The organism is Nonomuraea antimicrobica (assembly GCF_039536965.1).
Taxonomy (GTDB): Bacteria; Actinomycetota; Actinomycetes; order Streptosporangiales; family Streptosporangiaceae; genus Nonomuraea; species Nonomuraea antimicrobica.
The window spans coordinates 26,174-44,870 of record NZ_BAAAZP010000218.1 but is presented as its reverse complement, the minus strand read 5'-3'; the positions used below and the strand labels follow the sequence as shown (position 1 = coordinate 44,870).

Sequence of the window (18,697 nt, the reverse complement as noted above, 5' to 3'; positions counted from 1 at the left end):
CGCATCGTTAAATGCCCGATGACTGACCGCAGCTAAAAGCCATTTAAACTGCACAAAACGCAAGTTTCGTGGCATTTCACTTCGAGGAGGCCGTACATGGCCCTCAGCCCCAAGGGCCGCCGCGGCTACGCCGCCGGCGCGCTCGCCTTGACCGCCGCTCTCGCGCTGACCGCGTGTGGCGGTGAGACCGGCTCGAGCACCGGTACGACCAGTGCCGGCGCCTCCGCGTCCGGCGGCGTCAAGCTGGTGCAACCCGGCAAACTCACAGTCTGTACGAACATCCCGTACGAGCCGTTCCAGTTCAAGGACGAGAGCGGCAAGATCGTCGGGTTCGACGTCGACATCGTCGACCTGGCCGCGAAGAAGCTGGGCGTCACCCAGAACATCGTGGACATCGACTTCGCGGTGATCAAGAGCGGTGCGGCCATGGCCGCCGGCAAGTGCGACCTCGCCGCCGCGGGCATGACCATCACTCCGGACCGGCAGAAGAACATCGACTTCTCCGACCCGTACTTCGACGCCACGCAGGCGCTGCTGGCCAAGAAGGGCACCGGCGCCAAGTCCCTGGAGGACGTCAAGGCCAAGGGTCTCAAGCTGGGCGCGCAGGCCAGCACCACCGGCCTCGACCACGTCAAGAAGAACGGCTTCGACCCCACCGAGTACGCCGACTCCTCCAAGGAACTGCTGGCCCTGCAGGCCGGCCAGGCCGACGTCATCGTCCAGGACCTGCCCGTCGTGCTCACCTGGCTGAAGAAGCCCGACGTCGCCGCGAAGTTCGAGCTGATCGCCAGCCTCGAGACCGGCGAGCAGTACGGCGTCGGACTCAAGAAGGGCGCCGACCCCACCCTGCTCAAGACGATCAACGAAGAGATCGCCAAGGCCAAGCAGGACGGCACCTACGAGCAGATCTACGTGAAGTGGTTCGGCAAGAAGCCCGGCGAGCTGGGCTGATCCATGGCCGACCAGCCCAAGACGGCTGAGCCTGGCCGCGCCAGGCTCAGCCCTCGCAAAAAACAGCAGGTCAGCAGGGTCATCCAGTACGTCGTCCTGGCCGCCGCGCTCGTCGCGCTCGTCCTGTACGCCGACTGGGGCAGCCTCGCCCAGAACTTCGCCAAGGTCGACGTGGCGCGCGAGACGCTGCCCGACCTGTTCACGGTGGCGCTGCGCAACACGATCATCTACGCGGTCGGCGGGTTCGTGTTCGCGTTCCTGCTGGGGCTGCTGCTGGCGCTGATGCGGTTGTCGCAGGTGGGGCCGTACCGGTGGATCTCGCTCGTGTACATCGAGATCTTCCGCGGGTTGCCCGCGCTGCTGATCTTCCTGATGATCACGTTCCTGCCGCTGGCGCTGCCGGGCTTCGCGGTGCCGGGCGGCACGTACGGGCAGGGCATCCTCGGGCTCGGCCTGGTCGGCGCCGCCTACCAGGCGGAGGTCTTCCGCGCGGGCCTGCAGGCCGTGCCCAAGGGGCAGACCGAGGCCGCCAGGTCGCTGGGCATGTCGGCCACGCGCGCCCAGGTCACCGTGGTGATCCCGCAGGCGATCCGCATGGTCATCCCGCCGACCACCAACCAGTTCGTCTCGCTGCTCAAGGACTCGTCGCTGGTGTTGTTCCTCGGCGTCTCCGGCGAGTACGTCGAGCTGGCCAAGTTCGGCAACGACCTGGCCTCCCAGTACGCCAACGCCACCCCCATCATGGTGGCCGGCGTCACGTACCTGATCGTCACGATCCCGCTGGGATACCTCGCCTCCCGCCTGGAGGGACGCAAGGGGAGGACGCGATGACACACGCCATCGAGCTGCGCGACCTGCACAAGCACTTCGGCAGGAACGAGGTGCTCAGGGGCATCGACATGACCGTCGACCCCGGCCAGGTGGTCTGCGTCATCGGGCCGTCCGGCTCGGGCAAGTCCACCCTGCTGCGCTGCGTGAACCTGCTGGAGCGGCCGACCAGGGGCAAGGTGTTCGTGGAGGGCGTCGAGGTGACCGACCCCGACGTGGACATCGACGCCGTACGCCGCCGCATCGGCATGGTCTTCCAGCAGTTCAACCTGTTCCCGCACATGACCTCACTGCAGAACGTCATGATCGCCCAACAGCGGGTGCTGAAGCGCGGCAGGCGGGAGGCCGAGGTCATCGCCAGGGAGAACCTGGACAAGGTCGGCGTCGGCAGCAAGTGCGACGTCCCGCCGTCCCAGCTCTCGGGCGGGCAGCAGCAGCGGGTGGCCATCGCCAGGGCGCTGGCGATGAGCCCCGACCTGATGCTGTTCGACGAGCCCACCTCGGCGCTCGACCCCGAGTTGGTCGGCGACGTGCTCACCGTCATGCGCAAGCTGGCGGAGGAGGGCATGACCATGCTCGTGGTCACGCACGAGATGGGCTTCGCGCGGGAGGTGGCCGACCGGGTGGTCTTCATGGACGGCGGCGTGATCGTCGAGGACGGCGTCCCGGCCCAGGTGATCGGCGACCCGCAGCACGAGCGCACCCGCGTGTTCCTGCACCGCGTCCTGCACCCCGAGGGATAACCCGCGAAGGGGCAGGGCACCCGCCGACCTCGGCGGGCCGCTCCGAAGGACAGGGCGGCCCGCCAGGCCGGCGGGGCCGCACCGAAAGCCGAAGAGGGGCCGGGCCGGAGAAGGGCCGTGCCGGAGAGACGGGGCGCCCGCGAAGTCAGCGGGCCGCCCCGCCTTTCTGGTGTAATACGCAGGGATGGACCTCACCTCTTACGCCGAGTGGGCGGTCCGGCTGGCCAACGACCTCGCCCCGCCGCCCGAGCTGCGCCGGCTGCGCGACGAGCTGGCCGCCGTGTTCGACGCGGCCGGCGACGACCGTGCCGTGGCCGAGCGGCTCAACGCCCTGCTCGCGCGCTATCCCGTACACCCTCAGCTCTCCGACCACGACGGCAGCGGCTGGCATCTCCACCTGGCCGAGGACCCGGCCGCGACCGCCGTGATGGGGCTGGCCGCGGTCGTGGCCGAGCTGGGCGTCGACCGCCTGGGCCGCTGCCGGGAGCCGCGCTGCGGGCTCGCCTTCCTCGATACCTCGTCGAACCGCTCGCGCCGTTACTGCTCGTCCCGCTGCGCCAGCCGGGCGAACGTGGCCGCCTTCCGCGCCCGCCGCCGCACCGCCTCGTGAGTCGTCCCGGCTCGTGAGTCGTCCCGGCTCGTAAGTCGTCCCGGCTCGTAAGTCGTCCCGGCTCGTAAGTCGTCCCGGCTCCTGAGTCATCCCGGCGAGCCGCATGCGTTGTGTCGTCGGTCTAGCGGCGCCGCCGCGGCAGCAGCGGCCAGTAACGCAGCACCACGCGCCCCACGATGTCCTGGACCGGCCCGAAGTCCCAGCTGTCGCGGCGGCCACTGGCGCGCTGGTTGTCGCTCTCCAGCCACCACCCGTCCGCGCCGTGCCACTGGGCCCGTTTCACGATCAGCCGGTCGGGCTCCCCGGGAAGTCTGGCCACAACGAGGTCGCCAGGGTGCACCGTGGCGCCCCGGCGCACCAGCAGCCAGTCACCGGGAACCAGCGCCGGCCGCATCGAATCCCCTTCGACACGCACTCTCATCGGCTGTGACCCCCTACTCCGCAGGCGTTGGGACACGAGTAAGGTCGGTTGTGGACCAAGCTGATTCAGCATCCAGGAAGGACTTTCTGATGCTCGCACGACTGCTACGACCCAAGCATGTCGCTTCCGCACACTGCGACCTGCCGTGTGGGGTCTACGACCCCGCTCAGGCCCGCATCGAGGCCGAGTCGGTCAAGGCGATCATGGAGAAGTACGCGGCCAACGAGGACCCGGTCTTCCGCGCCCGTGCCATCAAGATCAAGGAAGACCGCGCCGAGTTGGTCAAGCACCACCTGTGGGTGCTCTGGACCGACTACTTCAAGCCGCCGCACCTCGAGCAGTACCCGCAGCTCCACCAGCTCTTCTGGGACGCCACGAAGCTGGCCGGCGCCGCCGGGGCCAAGGGCACCGTTGACGTCGCCAAGGCTGAGGACCTGCTGGGCAAGATCGACGAGATCTCCAAGATCTTCTGGGAGACCAAGGCAGCCTAAAACGGCATATAAGGCTCTGTGCGGTCGCAGACCGCGCAGAGCCTTTTCCGTCGATGGCGAGTCTGAATCGTCCAAGCACCTCTCAGGGGCGGTAAGTTGCAGTCAGCGTCGGATTCGCGAGGAGGAACGTGACCGAGGAAACCGAGACGCGCGCGGAGGGCGTGGCCGGCATCCGCGACGTGGTGAGCATCAGGCTCCCCGCCGCCAGTGCCTACCTGTCTGTGCTGCGTACGGCTACCGCCGGCCTTGCGGCGCGGCTTGACTTCACCCTGGACGAGATCGAAGATCTGCGGATCGCGGTCGACGAGGCCTGTGCCATGCTGCTGAGCGAGGCGGTGCCGGGCACAGACCTGACCGCGGAGTTCGAGCTGACCGGGCAGGAGATGCAGGTCAGGGTCGAGGTGGCCACCGTCGGCAGCTCAGCCCCCAAACGCGACGACTTCGCCTGGATGGTGCTGACCGCACTGGCCGACGACGTCGACGCGGTGACCGGCTCCCCCGACCGCATGGCGATCGTCCTGCGCAAGCGCCGAGCCGCGGCCCGGAGTACGGCAGGGCCGGCGTGACGGAAAGGACTGGAGCCATGGCCACCAGCGAACACGCCGTGCCCGACAGGGTGCGCGCCCGCATGCTCTTCGCCGAGCTGGCCGAGCTGGGCCCCGAGGAGCCGCGCCGCCAGCGCATCAGGGACGAGCTGGTCGAGCTTCACCTTCCGCTGGTCGAATACCTGGCGCGCCGGTTCCGCAACCGGGGCGAGTGGCTCGACGACCTCACCCAGGTCGCCACCATCGGTCTGATCAAGTCCATCGACCGGTTCGACCTCAACCGCGGCGTGGAGTTCTCCACCTACGCCACGCCCACCATCGTCGGCGAGATCAAGCGGCACTTCCGCGACAAGGGCTGGGCGGTCCGCGTGCCGCGCCGCCTGCAGGAGCTGAAGCTCTCGCTGACCAAGGCGATAAGCGATCTCTCGCAGCGCGAGGGGCGCGCCCCGACCGTGGCCGAGCTGGCCTCCTACCTCAAGATGACCGAGGAGGAGGTGCTGGAGGGGCTCGAGTCGGCCAACGCGTACTCGACCGTGTCCCTCGACGCGCCCGACTCCGGCGACGACGACGCGCCCGCCGTGTCCGACTCCCTCGGCATCGTGGACGAGTCGCTCGAGGGCGTCGAATACCGCGAGTCGCTCAAACCGCTGCTGGAGCGGCTGCCGCCGCGCGAGAAGCGCATTCTGCTGCTGCGCTTCTTCGGCAACATGACGCAGTCGCAGATCGCCACCGAGCTGGGCATCTCACAGATGCACGTCTCACGCCTGCTGGCCCGCACCCTGGCCCAGTTGCGCGAGGGCCTGACCGCGGAAGACTAGCCCGAGACCCCCCGAAACCCGAGATCAGCCGTTCGAGATTCCGGCACGGCGGGCCCGACCGCGAACGCGCCAAGCCTGCGCGAGGGCCCGACCGCGCACACTCGCTGTCCGCCGCGAGGGCCCACCGGCTATCCGCTTCCGTACAACGCGCGGGTGGTGGGCGGCGCCAGCAGCGTCACCAGCCCCGCCACCGCCACCGCGATCAGCGGGATGCCGAGCTGCGGCCAACCCGACTGGGTGAGCGTGACGCCCACCGGCAGCATGAAGATCTGGGTCAGCACGGCGGGTGACCTCCCCCACCGCTCCATCCGGAACAGCCCGCCCCAGGCCACCCAGAGCAGCCCCGCGCCGACGAGCAGCCCGAACACCGCCTCCGCCGCGGCGCTGGTCATGTCGTCGGGAGCCCCGACGAGGGTCTCGACCGCGACGAAGACGCCGAGTCCGAGCGCGACCAGGCCCTCCAGGGCGACGACCACGGCGGCGATGAGGAGGGTAAGCGGGCGAGCGTTCACGGTCCGTACCCTACCTCTCGGGGTGCGCGGGGCGGGAAATAGGACGTTCGGCCGATAAGGCGGACAACAATGAGCGGATACGCTGGCGTTATGCGCGCAATGCTGCTGGTCAATCCCAAGGCCACGACCACGAACGCCCGCACGCGCGACGTGCTCATCCGGGCGCTCGGCGCGGCGGTGGAGCTCTCCGTCGAGGAGACCCGCTACCGGGGTCACGCGGCGTCGCTGGCGTCCACCGCGCGGGCCAAGGGGTTCGACGTGGTGGCGGTGCTCGGCGGCGACGGCACGATCAACGAGACCGTCAACGGCCTGCTGAACCCGGTCGACGGCCCCGACCTCCCGCTCGGAGACGACCCCAGCACCGGCCGTCCGGGGCTCCTCGTCATCCCCGGCGGCAGCGCGAACGTCTTCGCCCGCGCGCTCGGCCTGCCCAACGACCCGGTGGAGTCGACGGGCCAGGTGCTGGAGGCCATCAGGGAGGGCCGGCGCAGAACCGTCGGCCTGGGGCAGGCCCTCTGGGAGGGGCAGAGCCGATACTTCACCTTCTGTTCAGGGATGGGTTACGACGCCGAGGTTGTACGCGCCGTGGAGGGCCTCAGAGGCACCGGCCGTAAAGCTACCCCTACACGGTATGTGAACACCGCTCTGAGGCACTATCTGGCCACGGACAAGCGGCATCCTCCGATGACCGTGACCGGCCCCGGCATCCCTCCGGCCGGAGGCGTGTTCATGGCGATCGTCTCCAACACCTCACCGTGGACGTACGTCGGTGCGCACCCCGTACGCCCGACGCCGTGGGCCAGTTTCGAGACCGGCCTCGACCTCCTCGGCCTGCGCCGGATGGGCCCTATCACACTCTCAGGAGTGATCAGCCACATCCTCACGGAGAGTGATGCCCTTCCGTCCGGCCGGCACCTCGTTCAACTCCACGACGAGGCCGAGATCACGCTCACCGCGGACCGCCCCGTGGCCTTTCAACTGGACGGCGACTACCTGGGCGAACGCGAAACCGTGACATTTCGCTCTACACCGAACGCGTTACAAGTTCTGGTCTAGCTGGTTACATTCGGTCATTGTGTGACGCATCCGACATCCATAACCGCCAAAACTTCCCGCCAACCCCCTTGCGTGCACTCTCCGTGGCTGACAGGCTCAAGCTTGACGTCCGAACGTAGGACCTTTAACAACCCCAGGGTCCTCCGGACGTCGGCGGGCGACCCCGGTCCTCACAGGATCCCGGGTAATTGTTCGCGCGAGTTAGTGAAACTCTTCACAAAGTAGCCGCACGGAGCCGACCAGAGGCCCCATCTACTAAGGAGTGGACGCATGGACTGGCGCCACCGAGCTGCCTGCCGTGACGTGGACCCCGAGCTGTTCTTCCCGATCGGCAACTCCGGCCCCGCCCTCATGCAGATCGAGGAGGCCAAGCAGGTCTGTCGTTCCTGCCCGGCCGTCGAAGCCTGCCTGAAGTGGGCCCTGGAGTCCGGTCAGGACGCCGGCGTCTGGGGCGGTCTGAGCGAGGACGAGCGCCGCGCTCTCAAGCGCCGCAGCATCCGCGCCCGCGCCCGCGCCTCCGCCTGACCACCTCACCTACCGACAGACAGCACCGACCGACACCAGCGACCGAAGCCAGGGACCGACGCCAGCGACCAGCAGGGTCAGCCGGCGGGGAGCGGGATCGACAGCACCACTTCCGTGCCGCCTTCCAGGCGCGGTTCGATGGTGAGCCGCCCGGACAGCTCGCCCTCCACGAGCGTACGCACGATCTGCAGCCCCAGACTGGTGGAACTGTCGAGGTCGAAGCCGGGAGGCAGACCGCGGCCGTCGTCCCAGACGGTCACGTTGAGCCGCTCGTGCGCGGGCTCGACCACGACTTCGAGCCGCTTGGGCCGGCCGTGTTGCAACGCGTTCTGCAGCAGCTCGGTCAGCGCCATGGCCAGCGGCGTGGCGATGAGCGAGGGCAGCACGCCGAACTCCCCCACCCGCCGCGGCGTGACGGCCACCTCGGGCGAGGACACCTCCCCGGCCATCGCGCTCACCCGATCGGCGATCTCGTCGAAGTCCACGAACTCCTCCGGCGCGTGAGACAGCGTCTCGTGCACGATCGCGATCGACCCGACGCGGCGTACCGCCTCCTCCAGCGCCTCCCGCCCCTCGGGCACCTGCAGCCGCCTGGCCTGGAGCCTGAGCAGCGCGGCGACGGTCTGCAGATTGTTCTTCACCCGGTGGTGGATCTCGCGGATGGTGGCGTCCTTGGTCATCAGCTCGCGCTCGCGCCGCCTCAGCTCGGTCACGTCCCTGATGAGGACCAGCGCGCCGATCCGGCCGCCGCCGACGATCAGCGGGATGGCCCTGAGCTGCACGGTCGTGCCGCCGGACTCCACCTCGGTCTCCTTGGCCGCGCGCCCGCTGGCCACGATCATGAGGTCTTCGTTGATCGGCTCGTCCGAATAGCACAGCGTGGCGGTGACCCGGCCCAGCTCGGCGCCGACCAGGTCCGCGTGCAGGCCGAGCCGGCGGTAGGCGGACAGGGCGTTCGGGGAGGCGTACGTGACGCGCCCGGCACGGTCGAGCCTGAGCAGCCCGTCGCCGACGCGCGGCGAACGGACCAGGATCGGCTCCTCACCCGAGAACGGGAAGCGCCCCTCTGCCACCATCTGCGCCAGGTCGGAGGCGCTCTGCAGGTAGGTCAGCTCCAGGCGGGAGGGCGTGCGGGCCGAGGAGAGGTTCGTGGAGCGCTGGATGACCGCCAGGAAGCGCCCCTCGCCGCCCTCGACGGTCCGGCGCACGGGGATCGTCTCCTCCCTGACCGGGACGCCGGTGGACCAGTCGGGGTCGCCCTCACGGCAGATGCGCCGCTCGTTCCACGCCGTGTCGATGAGGTGGCGCTCGCCCTTGGCCGCGACGCTGCCGACGATGTCGTCGTGGTAGACGGTGGGGCCGGTCGTGGGGCGCATCTGGGCGATGGCGATCCAGCCGCTCTCCCCGAGCAGCGGCGCCCACAGGATGAGGTCGGCGAACGACAGGTCGGCCAGGAGCTGCCAGTCGGAGACCAGCGAGTGCAGCCAGTCGAGATCCGCTTCGTCGAGCGCGGTGTGGCGGGCTACGAGGTCGCTGAGAGTCGGCACGAGTGCATCATGCGTGCTTTCCCCCGCAACAACCAAACCGACTCCCAGTGAGACGAGCACATTCGGCAACGCACGGGACGGGCGGACAGACATCGCCCGGCAAGGGGCATAACTCCGGAAGAACGGGGGCGCAAACCGTCTCAGCCGCACAGGGAAGACACATGCGATCGTGTCCGCTCAACCGCCTACCCAACTGGACAATTACCAAAATCTCATATTGTGAGAACTGTCACACCCCCGCACCACCCGCTCTCCAGGACGGGCAGGTGCGCGGCCGACCGAAGGTGATCCGCATGGCCAGGCGGCTTTTCCGCGACACGGCACGCGGACCGGCCTCGGTTGCGATCGCGTACGCCGCTGTGGATATCCTTCACCATCAACCTGAGCAGCCCGGATCCGTGCGTGCCCACACCCGCGCGGGCCCTGCGCCGGCCGGCCGCACCGGCCCGCGGTTGACCGCTCGGGCCGAAGTGGGTTCCGATGATCTCGCGGTGATCAGACACGCCTTCACCGCCGTGGCAGAAGTGAAGGTGAGAGCGTGACAGACGACAGCCCCCGCGTTCCCAAGTACTACGACGTGAAACGGGCCCTGCTCGAGCTCACCAAGAGCCTCACGCCGGGCACCGCACTGCCTCCTGAACGCACGCTCGCCGTACGGTTCGAGACCTCCCGCACCACGGTCAGGCAGGCGCTCACCGAGCTGGTGGTCGAGGGGCGGCTGCTGCGCATCCAGGGCAAGGGCACGTTCGTGGCGCAGCCCAAGGTGGCGCAGGTGCTGCAGCTCACGTCGTACATCGGCGACCTGCGCACGGCCGGGCTGGAGCCGGACACGAAGATCCTGGAGATCGGCTACATCACCGCCGACGAGACGCTGGCGCGGCGGCTGGCGATCAACCCGGGCGGGCGCGTGCTGCGCATCCACCGGCTCAGGCTCGCCAACGGCGAGCCCGTCTCGATCGACACCACCCACCTGTCCGCCCGCCGCTTCCCCCGCCTGCGCCGCGAGCTGGAGGTGCACGCCTCCCTGTACGAGACGCTGCACAACGCCTACAACGTACGGCTGACGGACGCCGAGGAGATCATCGAGACCGTCCTGGCCACCCCCTACGACGCCAAGGCCCTCGGGGTCGACGTGGGGCTGCCCATGCTCCTGCTGACCCGCCACGCCTTCGACGCCGACGGCCACCCCGTCGAGTGGGCGCAGTCGCTCTACCGGGGCGATCGCTACAAGTTCGTCACCCGCCTGCGCCGACCCTGACAGATCGCCGGAGAAGAGGCCGCCAGGCTCGTTGCGCATGAGTGGCGCTACGGCTGACCACCGGCGTCACGCTGTGGCAAGGTGGGGTCACCTAGCCGTACCGCCACCGGTGTGACAGTGGGGAGCGACGCCATGGCGCCGACGCCTCCCGGCACGGGTCCGCTCGACCCCGGCCTCTCCGGGATCGATCCCGGCCTGATGGACGGCTTCATCGCCGCCATGACCCGCGCCCACGCGGTGATGGGCGAGCAGTCCCAGGCGATCCGCGACCAGTTCGGCCGGGTGGGCCTCGGCGCGTCCGCGCTGTCCCCGGTCAGGCGGGTCGAGGACTGGACGGGCGAGCAGCTCCCCCGACTGCGCGTACGCCTGGAGCGGATCCGCGAACGCGTTCCCGACTGGGGGCCGGTGGCCCCGAATCCGGGGCTGGTGGCGTACGACGAGGGGCTGGTGCCGTACGCCTCGCCCGAGGAGTCCCGCCGCGAGGGCGCCGCGCTCGCCGGCCTCTACCGGCGCTACGACGCGGACGCCGAGGGCAAGGTGCACACCACGGAGCTGAAGGAGCGCCAGCGGGCCCTGCTGGCGCAGCTCCTCGCGCGCAAGGGGGACGCCGACTTCACCTCCGCCTTCTTCGCCGGCGTCGGCGCGGAAAGGACCGCCGGGCTCCCCGCGGACATCCGGCGCCTCTACGACGACTCGCCGTCCCTGTCCGTCGACGAGGAAACGCCCACCAAGGAGCATGCGCTCGCCGGTCTGGCCGGCGCGTTCGCCGCCGCCACCACCGCCACCCGGCGCACCCCCGGCTTCGGCAAGGTGCTCGACGACCTCGCGCGCGGCGGCGACGAGGCGCACCGCGACGGGCTGTCGTGGCTGGTCAGCACCGGCCACTTCCCCACGGAATGGCTCGCGAGCGTGGCGCGGGCCAACGTGGTGCTGCCCATGCTCGGCCGTACGCTGCCGCCCACGGACATCACCCTCGGCACCACCTCGCGCTTCCTCGGGGCGCTGGCCAACAACCCGTCCGCGGCCCGCGCGGCAGTGGGCGGCGCAGGACGCGACTGGACGGCCCAGGTCCCGCCCTCACTCCCCGTCTTCCAGGGCATTCCGAAGCCGACTGTGGGGGGCGTGCTGGTGGCCATGAGCGCGTACGCGGGGGGTGACAGGCGCACCGCCGACGCGTTCGGACGCATGCTGGCCGCGGCCTCCGGCGCGTACGACGAGAAGGACGGGGCCCACAGCCAGGACGCCGCCAGGTTCGCCTTCCACGTGATCACGGCGGCGCCGCGGTTCTCCCCGCACGATGCCATGGGGCGGCACCTGGCGGAGGTCGGCGGTGCGTACGTCACCGAGTTCGCGGCCGGTGCCGAGACCCTCGAACCCGACGCCCACAAGGACAGCCGGTTCGGCACGTTCGACGATGAACTGCCCGGCACGACCCCCGCCTTCCGCCTGACGCTGCGCGACGGCTACCGCTTCCTGCAGACCTTCGCCGACACCAACGAGCACATGGAGCCCTTCGACCGCGCCATGGCCGGGCTCACCCAGCGCCTCTTCGCGCACAGCGTCGCCCTAGACCGGCACCGCCTCGCCCACCCTCCGCCCGACGGCGCACAGCCGCAGACCGCCGTCGAGCACCTCTTCTCCCGGCTGGGCGTCGTCTCGGGCATGCAGTACGCGGCGCTGAAGGTCGTACGCGGCGGCGCCGACCTGGCCGACAGGAACGGCCACGAGGCCTTCGAACTGGCCCTGGACAAGGGCATGGACATCGCGCTGCTGTCCACCCCCGCTTTCGGCCTGCCGGCGGGCGCGGCGGCGGCGTCGTGGATGGTGTTCAGCTGGGTCGTCAAGGACGGCCTCGGAGCCGCCCTGGAGCCCGAGCCCCGCCTGCCCTCGGTCAACGAGAAGGAGCTGACGCAGGCCAGGGCCGTCCTGTACGACATGGCGTCCGCACTGGTCAACGCGGGCTACACGGAGAAGGGGGCGCCGGTGGGGTTCAAGCCTCCGACGGACCCGCTCATCGTGAACGACGACGGGCGGCTGCGGGCGTTCGCGGAGATCAGCAAGGAACCGAAGCGGATGGAGGCGTTCCTGGAGTGGCTGAAATCCAACGGCAGCACCAACGACACCGCCGACCGCCGCACCTTGGGGAAGGTGACCGCCGAGGCGCGCAAGAGATTCATCGGCGAGCACGGCATGGTGCAGGCGGAGCTTTCGACCACGGACCCGCGCCTGCGGCGAATACTGACAGGAGCCGACTGATGCGAGCGCTACGCGGGGATGCAGGAGGTCTCGCCGCTCACCACGACATCGCCCATGACCGGCATGTCGAGTGTGACGGTCGTGCGGGCGGAGGCGAGCTTGAGAATGGTCTTGTACGACTCTGGGGTGAACACTTTGTCCACCTTGTAACCCCAATTCAGCGTCAACGCACCAGCCATCTCCCCGATAAGCCCTGTGTCCTCGCCGCGGAAGGTCGACTTGACCGCGTAAGTGCGTTTGGCCCCTTCCTCCCCGCAGGAAACGTCCTTGCCACCGGGGTCGGTGACCTGGACGTCTTTCAGGCCGGTCTCGCCAATGAGCTCCGTGATGTGCGTCTTGAGGGTTTCGCCCGCCTGGGCGGCCGTGGGGCCGGGATCACCACCACCGCACCCCGCCACCAAGGCGAGCAACATCGTCGTCCCCAGCCATCGCCATGCACAACTCATCGGGACCGCCTCCACCCATCGCCTCGCAGCTCTCATATTCCCCGACCCCGCCCCCGCCGTACGGACATTGCGCAGATAGGTAATCCCCGATGACGTACGACTCTCCCGAGGGGCTCGTCGACAGTCCCCGTCACCGGGCCCTCCAGCAGGCCCTGGCGAACGTGCGCCGGCAGGTGGCGCAGCTCGAGAGTGCGCTCGACCAGCCCTTCCAGCAGTTCACCGGCGCGGCCGTCTGGGTGGGGCCGGCCGCCAGGCAGTTCGGCGAGGAGCTGAGCCGTCAGCGACAGGAGCTGAGGAGGCGCTCGCGGCAAGTGATCGACGAGTTGGAGGACGAGCTCCGGCGGGCTCCGGAGAAGGTGTCCCCGGCGGTCGCGCGCGAGGAGTCCCTGCGCTTCAGGTGACGCCGGTCGCGGACACAGCCCGCCTAGTCACGCCGATCGCGGGTGCCGCCCGTCTGGTGACGACGGTCGCGGGCACCGCCCACCCGACGACACGGCCGGGCACGTGTTCCCGGCTCGGGTAGGCGCCTCCTGGGCCGGCACGTTCCGAGCGTGGTCAAGCGCGGTCTGGAGGTGGCGCGCCTTCTACGCTGAGAGCATGAGCATCCTCGTCGTCACCGGCACGGGCACCGGAGTGGGCAAGACCGTGGTGACGGCGGCGCTCGCGGCGCTGGCGCGGGCCCGCGGCGCGGCGGTGGCCGTGGTGAAGCCCGCCCAGACCGGGGTGGCCGACGGCGAGAGCGGCGACGTCGACGAGGTGATCCGGCTGGCGGGCGTCAGCACGACGTTCGAGCTGGCCCGCTTCCCCGCGCCGCTCCCGCCGGCCGCGGCCGCCAGGGCCTCCGGCAGGCCGCCCGTGTCCCAGGCACGCGCCGCCGAGCTGATCTCCGAGCTGGCCGAGAGCAACCGCCTGGTGGTCGTGGAGGGCACCGGCGGGCTGCTGGACCGTTACGACGACGACGGCGCCACCGTCGCCGACCTCGCCCGCACCCTGCGCGCCCAGGTGCTCGTCGTGGCTCGCCCCGGCGGCGACACCGTCAACCACACGGCGCTGACTCTGGAGGCGCTGGCCCATCGCGGGCTCGACCTGGCCGGGATCGTCATCGGGCGCTGGCCCGTCAGGCCCGGCCTGGCCGAGTGCGGCAGCGTGGCGGATCTGGAGATGCTGGCCGCCCGCCCGCTCGCCGGAGCGCTACCGGAGGGGGCGGGGAGCCTCGGCGGAGGCCGGGAGTTCACCGAGGTGGCCCGCCTGGGGCTGGGCGTCACGCTGGGCGGCTCCTTCGACCCCGCCGGCTTCCGTGACCACCACAGCCTCTGAGGAACGCGGGCAGGGCCGCCCGTCGAGGGGGTGGGGCTAGCCCCACCATGCACCGGCACACCTGGCCCATTTCCCGTCACCGCCACCGGTCAATACCGTTGAGGCATGAAAGTCCCCCGTCCCTGGTCGAGACGGGCGTGGCTCGACACGGCTCACGTGATGATCGGCTTGCCGGTCGGCGTGCTGCTCGGCGGGCTGACGCTCGTCCTGGTCGTCGCGCCGCGGTTGCTGATGCGGGCCGTGCCGCGCTTCACCGGTGTGCAGCGTTCCAGGTTCGAGGCGTTCCTGGGCCTGCGCATCCCGCCCGCGCAGGACCCGAGCGGGTGGCGTGACCCGGGCATGTGGCGGCAGATCGGCTACCACCTGCTGTCGCCGCTGGTGAGCCTGGTCGGCGTGATCCTGGTGGCGGTGACGTGGGGCGGGGCGATCGTGGGGCTGCTGGCGTTCCTGCCGGCCAAGATCCACGAGGCGCCGCTGGAGTTCGTCTTCGATCTCAGGAACAACCGGGTCGTGGCCGTGTTCATGCTGGTGGGGCTGGCGTTGCTGGTGCTCGCGCCCGTCCTGGCCCGCGCGATGGCGATGCTGGACCTGTCGGTGGCCCGCGCCCTGCTCGAACCGAGCCGTACCGAGCTGGGGCAGCGCATCGAGACGCTGACCGAGAGCCGCGCCGGCGTGATCGACGCGGCCGACGCCGAACGCCGCAGGATCGAGCGCGACCTGCACGACGGCGCCCAGCAGCGCCTGGTCTCCCTCGCCATGAACCTGGGCCTGGCCCGGGCCACGCTGACCGACCTGCCCGAGCCGGCCCGCGAGGCCATCACGCGGGCGCACGAGGAGGCCAAGCAGGCGCTCAAGGAGCTGCGCGACTTCGTCCGTGGCCTGCATCCGGCCGTGCTCAACGACCAGGGCTTGGACGCCGCGCTGTCCGGCGTGGCGGCCCGCGCGCCCATCCCCGTCAGACTCCGCGTCGACATCGAGCGACGTACCACTCCGACCATCGAGGCGGTGGCCTTCTTCATCGTGTCCGAAGCACTGACCAACATCGCCAAGCACGCGGCGGCCACCAAGGCCGAGGTGAGCGTGCGGCGCGAGCGAGACCGCCTGCACGTGCTCGTCCACGACGACGGGTGCGGCGGTGCGAGGATGGACGGCGGTACCGGGCTGCGTGGCCTGGCGCAACGGGTCGACTCGGTGGACGGGACGCTGCGGCTGTCCAGCCCGCTGGGCGGACCGACGACGATCGAGGTGGAGCTGCCGTGCGAGTAGTGCTCGCCGAGGATTCCGTGCTGCTGAGGGAAGGGCTGATCCGGCTCCTCGACGCCGCCGACATGGAGGTGGTGGCCGCGGTGGACGACGCCGAGGGCCTGCTGCGCGCGGCCGAGCGGCACCGGCCCGAGCTGGTCATCACGGACGTACGCATGCCGCCCACGCACACCGACGAGGGCCTGCGGGCCGCGCTCGTGCTCCGCCGCCAGCAGCCTGGGCTGGCGGTGCTGGTGCTCTCGCAGTACGTCGAGGAGCGCTACGCCGCCCAGCTCCTCGCCTCGGCCGCGACCGGCGGGGTCGGCTACCTGCTCAAGGACCGGGTGGCCGACGTGGCCGAGTTCGTCGACGCGCTGCGCAGGGTGGCCTCGGGCGGCACCGCGCTCGACCCCGAGGTCGTGGCCCAGCTCCTGCTGCGCGGCAACAGCGACCCGCTGGAACGGCTGACGCCCCGCGAGCACGAGGTGCTCAAGCTGATGGCGGAGGGCCGTTCCAACGCCGGCATCGGGCAGGCTCTGGTGCTCAGCGAGGGGGCCGTGGGCAAGCACATCGGCAACATCTTCACCAAGCTCGACCTGTCGCCGGCCGAGGGCGACCACCGGCGCGTGCTGGCGGTGCTGCAGTTTCTCAAGATCCGGAGTCTGCCGTGAGAGCAGCGTGGCTGGCGGCCGGCGCGGTGGTGACGGTGTTCGCGCTGGTGTTGTCCACGGCGGCGCTCTGGGTCGGCGTCGCCGGGGCCAGAATGCCGATGGACGTCACGATGAGGTCGATCCCGTTCAACCGGGGCGACATGCGGATCGAGACGGGCAGGGGCCAGGTCGACCTGATCGTCCTGCCCGGCAAGGCGGGTGAGCTGGTCATCGACCGGGCGCTGCGCTGGTCGCGGGACCGGCCGACGGTCACCGAGGAGTGGGACGCCCGCTCAGGGACGCTGCGGCTCGACGCCGTCTGCTCCGGCTCCGACCAGCCGCAGGGCCCGCTCTGCCGGGCCGACTACACCGTGTACGTGCCGCCGGAGATCGATCTCGAGGCCAGTGCGTCCGGGGGCGTGCTCGATGTCGGCGACCTCTTCGGCAGCGTGCGGCTGACCTCCGTCTCTGGTGACGTCAGCGTACGCGCCATCACCGGCGACCTGTGGGCCAGGACCGAGACGGGCAGCATCCGCGGGATGAATCTCAGCGGGCGGAGGGCCGACGTGGAGGTCGGCTGGGGCAACGTGAGCCTGACGTTCGCCGGCGTCCCGGCCGAGGTCAGGGCCGTGGTGCGGACAGTGGGCGACGTCGACCTGACCGTGCCCGACAACCTCTACGCCGTGACGACGTCCGCCGCCAACATCACCCTCGACGTCAGGAGGGACGCGGACGCCCCACGGAAGATCACCGCCGAGGCCCCCAAGGGCTCCGTGTCCGTATGCTGCCGGTGAAAAACTGTTTACCAGTGTGACTGGTTGGTAAGTTCCCGGCATGGAGTCTGCGAAGCACGCCGGTGACGCCGCCGTCGCCGTGTCCAAGGCCTATGGCGTCGAGACCATGTTCACGCTGTCAGGAGGGCACGTCTTCCCCCTCTACGACGGCGCGGTGCACGAGGACATGCGCATCCTCGACGTACGCCACGAGCAGAGCGCGGTCTTCGCCGCCGAGGCGACCGCCAGGCTGACCAGGAAACCCGGCCTGGCCGTGCTGACCGCCGGCCCCGGCATCACCAACGGCGTCAGCGGCGTCGCGACCGCCCACTTCAACGGCTCGCCGGTGGTCGTCCTGGGCGGCCGGGCGCCCCAGTCGCGCTGGGGCAGCGGCGCCCTCCAGGAGATGGACCACCCGCCGCTGCTCGACCCGATCACCAAGCTGGCGTTCACCTCGTCCGGCGCGGAGTCGGTCGGCCAGGACGTCGAGATGGCCTTCCGCACGGCGGTCGCGCCGCACCGCGGCCCGGTGTTCCTCGACTTCTACATGGACCACCTGTTCTCGCCGTCGCCGACGCACGAGGTGCACACGCAGACGCCCTCCCCGCTGGAGCCCGACCCCGACGACCTGGCGGGCATCGCCCGCCTGCTGGCCGAGGCTGAGCGCCCGGTCCTGGTCTACGGCTCCGACGTGTGGATGGACCGCGCCGAGGAGGCCGCCCGCGACTTCGCCGAGACCTGGCGGCTGCCGGTCATCCCCAACGGCCAGGGCCGCGGCATCCTGCCGTCCGGGCACGAACTGCTCGTCACCCGGGCCCGCGGCCTCGCCTTCGGCCAGGCCGACCTGGTGATCGTGGTGGGCACGCCGCTCGACTTCCGCCTCGGCTACGGCTGGTTCGGCGGGAAGGACGGCGCGCCGCTGGCCAGGGTCGTCCACGTCGCCGACGCGCCCTCGCAGCTCACCACGCACATGCAGCCGGCCGCCTCGGCCGCCGGCGACCTGTCGGTGGTGTTCTGGGGCCTCGGCGCCGCCTGCGCCGAGGCGGGGGTCAAGCCCGACACGTACGCGTCGTGGGTGTCCAGGCTGTCCGAGACCGCCGCCGCGGCCACCGCCGGCGACGCCGAGCTGCTGACCGCCGACTCCGACCCCATCCACCCCATGCGGGTGTACGGCGAGCTGGGCAAGGTCCTGGCCGACGACGCCGTGGTGATCGGCGACGGCGGCGACTTCGTCTCGTACGCGGGAAAATACGTCGAGCCGAAGCAGCCGGGCAACTGGCTCGACCCAGGCCCCTACGGGTGCCTCGGCACGGGCCTGGGCTACTCCATCGCCGCCCGCCTGGCCAGGCCGTCCTCGCAGGTGGTGCTGCTGCTCGGCGACGGGGCGGCCGGGTTCTCGCTGATGGACGTCGACACCCTCGTCCGCCACCGCCTCCCGGTCGTCATGGTCTGCGGCAACAACGGCATCTGGGGCCTGGAGAAGCACCCCATGCAGATGCTGTACGGCTACGACGTGGCCGCCGAGCTGCAACCGCAGTGCCGCTACGACCAGGTCGTGACCGCGCTGGGCGGGGGCGGCGAGCTGGTCACCAAGCCGTCGGAGATCGGGCCCGCGCTGCGCAGGGCGTTCGACTCCGGGATGCCGTACCTGGTGAACATCGCCACCGACCCGCAGATCGCCTACCCCCGCAACACGACGGGGGTGTGA

22 protein-coding genes are annotated in these 18,697 nt (G+C 70.4%); 18 read left to right on the top strand and 4 right to left on the bottom strand.

Going from position 1 to position 18,697, the window contains the following annotated elements; translation table 11 throughout:
• Nucleotides 1-96: 96 nt before the first annotated feature.
• The 4 genes from ABD844_RS46890 to ABD844_RS46875 all read left to right on the top strand — a co-directional run bounded on the left by ABD844_RS46890 (nucleotide 97) and on the right by ABD844_RS46875 (nucleotide 3,132).
• Entirely contained in the window at nucleotides 97-951 is an 855-nt protein-coding gene (locus ABD844_RS46890; RefSeq protein WP_344894425.1) for an ABC transporter substrate-binding protein, read from the top strand.
• Nucleotides 952-954: 3 nt separating this feature from the next.
• A complete protein-coding gene (locus tag ABD844_RS46885) occupies nucleotides 955-1,782 on the top strand; it encodes an amino acid ABC transporter permease (RefSeq protein WP_344894422.1) in 828 nt (275 codons plus the stop codon).
• Nucleotides 1,779-2,522 (top strand): amino acid ABC transporter ATP-binding protein, encoded by a 744-nt coding sequence (locus ABD844_RS46880; RefSeq protein WP_344894419.1) that lies wholly within the window; start codon nucleotides 1,779-1,781, stop codon nucleotides 2,520-2,522. The genes ABD844_RS46885 and ABD844_RS46880 overlap by 4 nt, the downstream gene beginning before the upstream one ends.
• Before the next feature lie 184 nt (nucleotides 2,523-2,706).
• Nucleotides 2,707-3,132 (top strand): CGNR zinc finger domain-containing protein, encoded by a 426-nt coding sequence (locus ABD844_RS46875; RefSeq protein WP_344894415.1) that lies wholly within the window; start codon nucleotides 2,707-2,709, stop codon nucleotides 3,130-3,132.
• Nucleotides 3,133-3,253: 121 nt separating this feature from the next.
• Here ABD844_RS46875 and ABD844_RS46870 read toward each other — a convergent pair whose 3' ends face one another.
• On the bottom strand, nucleotides 3,254-3,625 hold the full coding sequence (locus tag ABD844_RS46870) for a S24 family peptidase (protein ID WP_344894412.1): 372 nt from the start codon (nucleotides 3,623-3,625) through the stop codon (nucleotides 3,254-3,256).
• A 17-nt stretch (nucleotides 3,626-3,642) separates the two neighbouring features.
• Between ABD844_RS46870 and sodN the strand changes: the two genes are divergently transcribed.
• The 3 genes from sodN (at nucleotide 3,643) to ABD844_RS46855 (ending at nucleotide 5,407) form a co-directional block, all read left to right on the top strand.
• A complete protein-coding gene (gene sodN, locus ABD844_RS46865; RefSeq protein WP_344894409.1) occupies nucleotides 3,643-4,044 on the top strand; it encodes a superoxide dismutase, Ni in 402 nt (133 codons plus the stop codon).
• Nucleotides 4,045-4,172: 128 nt separating this feature from the next.
• Nucleotides 4,173-4,610, top strand: coding sequence for an ATP-binding protein (locus tag ABD844_RS46860; RefSeq protein ID WP_344894406.1), 438 nt, complete (start codon nucleotides 4,173-4,175; stop codon nucleotides 4,608-4,610).
• A gap of 17 nt (nucleotides 4,611-4,627) precedes the next feature.
• Nucleotides 4,628-5,407 carry an RNA polymerase sigma factor SigF gene (locus ABD844_RS46855; RefSeq protein WP_176573444.1) on the top strand — a complete coding sequence of 260 codons (780 nt, stop codon included), beginning with the start codon at nucleotides 4,628-4,630 and terminating at the stop codon, nucleotides 5,405-5,407.
• 128 nt (nucleotides 5,408-5,535) lie between these two features.
• On the opposite strand, the gene ABD844_RS46850 is transcribed toward ABD844_RS46855, so the two are convergent.
• Complete coding sequence (locus ABD844_RS46850) at nucleotides 5,536-5,919, bottom strand: hypothetical protein (protein WP_344894393.1); 384 nt, start codon at nucleotides 5,917-5,919, stop codon at nucleotides 5,536-5,538.
• A gap of 90 nt (nucleotides 5,920-6,009) precedes the next feature.
• Here ABD844_RS46850 and ABD844_RS46845 point away from each other — a divergent pair, with 90 nt between their 5' ends.
• Entirely contained in the window at nucleotides 6,010-6,975 is a 966-nt protein-coding gene (locus ABD844_RS46845; protein ID WP_344894390.1) for a diacylglycerol/lipid kinase family protein, read from the top strand.
• Nucleotides 6,976-7,245: 270 nt separating this feature from the next.
• A complete protein-coding gene (locus tag ABD844_RS46840) occupies nucleotides 7,246-7,500 on the top strand; it encodes a WhiB family transcriptional regulator (RefSeq protein ID WP_344894387.1) in 255 nt (84 codons plus the stop codon).
• Between the two features lie 77 nt (nucleotides 7,501-7,577).
• On the opposite strand, the gene ABD844_RS46835 is transcribed toward ABD844_RS46840, so the two are convergent.
• Entirely contained in the window at nucleotides 7,578-9,047 is a 1,470-nt protein-coding gene (locus tag ABD844_RS46835) for a histidine kinase N-terminal domain-containing protein (protein ID WP_344894384.1), read from the bottom strand.
• Between the two features lie 293 nt (nucleotides 9,048-9,340).
• Between ABD844_RS46835 and ABD844_RS46830 the strand changes: the two genes are divergently transcribed.
• From ABD844_RS46830 to ABD844_RS46820, 3 genes are all read left to right on the top strand, one after another.
• On the top strand, nucleotides 9,341-9,589 hold the full coding sequence (locus ABD844_RS46830) for a hypothetical protein (RefSeq protein WP_344894381.1): 249 nt from the start codon (nucleotides 9,341-9,343) through the stop codon (nucleotides 9,587-9,589).
• Nucleotides 9,586-10,305, top strand: coding sequence for a GntR family transcriptional regulator (locus ABD844_RS46825; protein ID WP_344894378.1), 720 nt, complete (start codon nucleotides 9,586-9,588; stop codon nucleotides 10,303-10,305). The genes ABD844_RS46830 and ABD844_RS46825 overlap by 4 nt, the downstream gene beginning before the upstream one ends.
• Nucleotides 10,306-10,437: 132 nt before the next feature.
• Nucleotides 10,438-12,561, top strand: a complete 2,124-nt coding sequence (locus tag ABD844_RS46820) for a hypothetical protein (RefSeq protein WP_344894375.1) — start codon at nucleotides 10,438-10,440, stop codon at nucleotides 12,559-12,561.
• An 8-nt stretch (nucleotides 12,562-12,569) separates the two neighbouring features.
• Here ABD844_RS46820 and ABD844_RS46815 read toward each other — a convergent pair whose 3' ends face one another.
• The gene (locus ABD844_RS46815) at nucleotides 12,570-12,974 is read right to left on the bottom strand and encodes a hypothetical protein (protein WP_344894372.1); all 405 of its coding nucleotides are present in this window, start codon (nucleotides 12,972-12,974) and stop codon (nucleotides 12,570-12,572) included.
• Nucleotides 12,975-13,096: 122 nt separating this feature from the next.
• Between ABD844_RS46815 and ABD844_RS46810 the strand changes: the two genes are divergently transcribed.
• The 6 genes from ABD844_RS46810 to ABD844_RS46785 all read left to right on the top strand — a co-directional run bounded on the left by ABD844_RS46810 (nucleotide 13,097) and on the right by ABD844_RS46785 (nucleotide 18,697).
• Complete coding sequence (locus ABD844_RS46810) at nucleotides 13,097-13,408, top strand: hypothetical protein (protein ID WP_344894369.1); 312 nt, start codon at nucleotides 13,097-13,099, stop codon at nucleotides 13,406-13,408.
• A 196-nt stretch (nucleotides 13,409-13,604) separates the two neighbouring features.
• Nucleotides 13,605-14,324: a dethiobiotin synthase gene (gene bioD, locus ABD844_RS46805; RefSeq protein ID WP_344894367.1), complete on the top strand. Its 720-nt coding sequence runs from the start codon at nucleotides 13,605-13,607 to the stop codon at nucleotides 14,322-14,324.
• 105 nt (nucleotides 14,325-14,429) lie between these two features.
• Nucleotides 14,430-15,590: a sensor histidine kinase gene (locus ABD844_RS46800; protein ID WP_344894364.1), complete on the top strand. Its 1,161-nt coding sequence runs from the start codon at nucleotides 14,430-14,432 to the stop codon at nucleotides 15,588-15,590.
• Nucleotides 15,581-16,237, top strand: a complete 657-nt coding sequence (locus ABD844_RS46795; RefSeq protein ID WP_344894362.1) for a response regulator — start codon at nucleotides 15,581-15,583, stop codon at nucleotides 16,235-16,237. The genes ABD844_RS46800 and ABD844_RS46795 overlap by 10 nt, the downstream gene beginning before the upstream one ends.
• Nucleotides 16,234-17,010 (top strand): DUF4097 family beta strand repeat-containing protein, encoded by a 777-nt coding sequence (locus tag ABD844_RS46790; RefSeq protein WP_344894359.1) that lies wholly within the window; start codon nucleotides 16,234-16,236, stop codon nucleotides 17,008-17,010. The genes ABD844_RS46795 and ABD844_RS46790 overlap by 4 nt, the downstream gene beginning before the upstream one ends.
• A 40-nt stretch (nucleotides 17,011-17,050) precedes the next feature.
• Nucleotides 17,051-18,697 (top strand): acetolactate synthase, encoded by a 1,647-nt coding sequence (locus ABD844_RS46785; RefSeq protein WP_344894356.1) that lies wholly within the window; start codon nucleotides 17,051-17,053, stop codon nucleotides 18,695-18,697.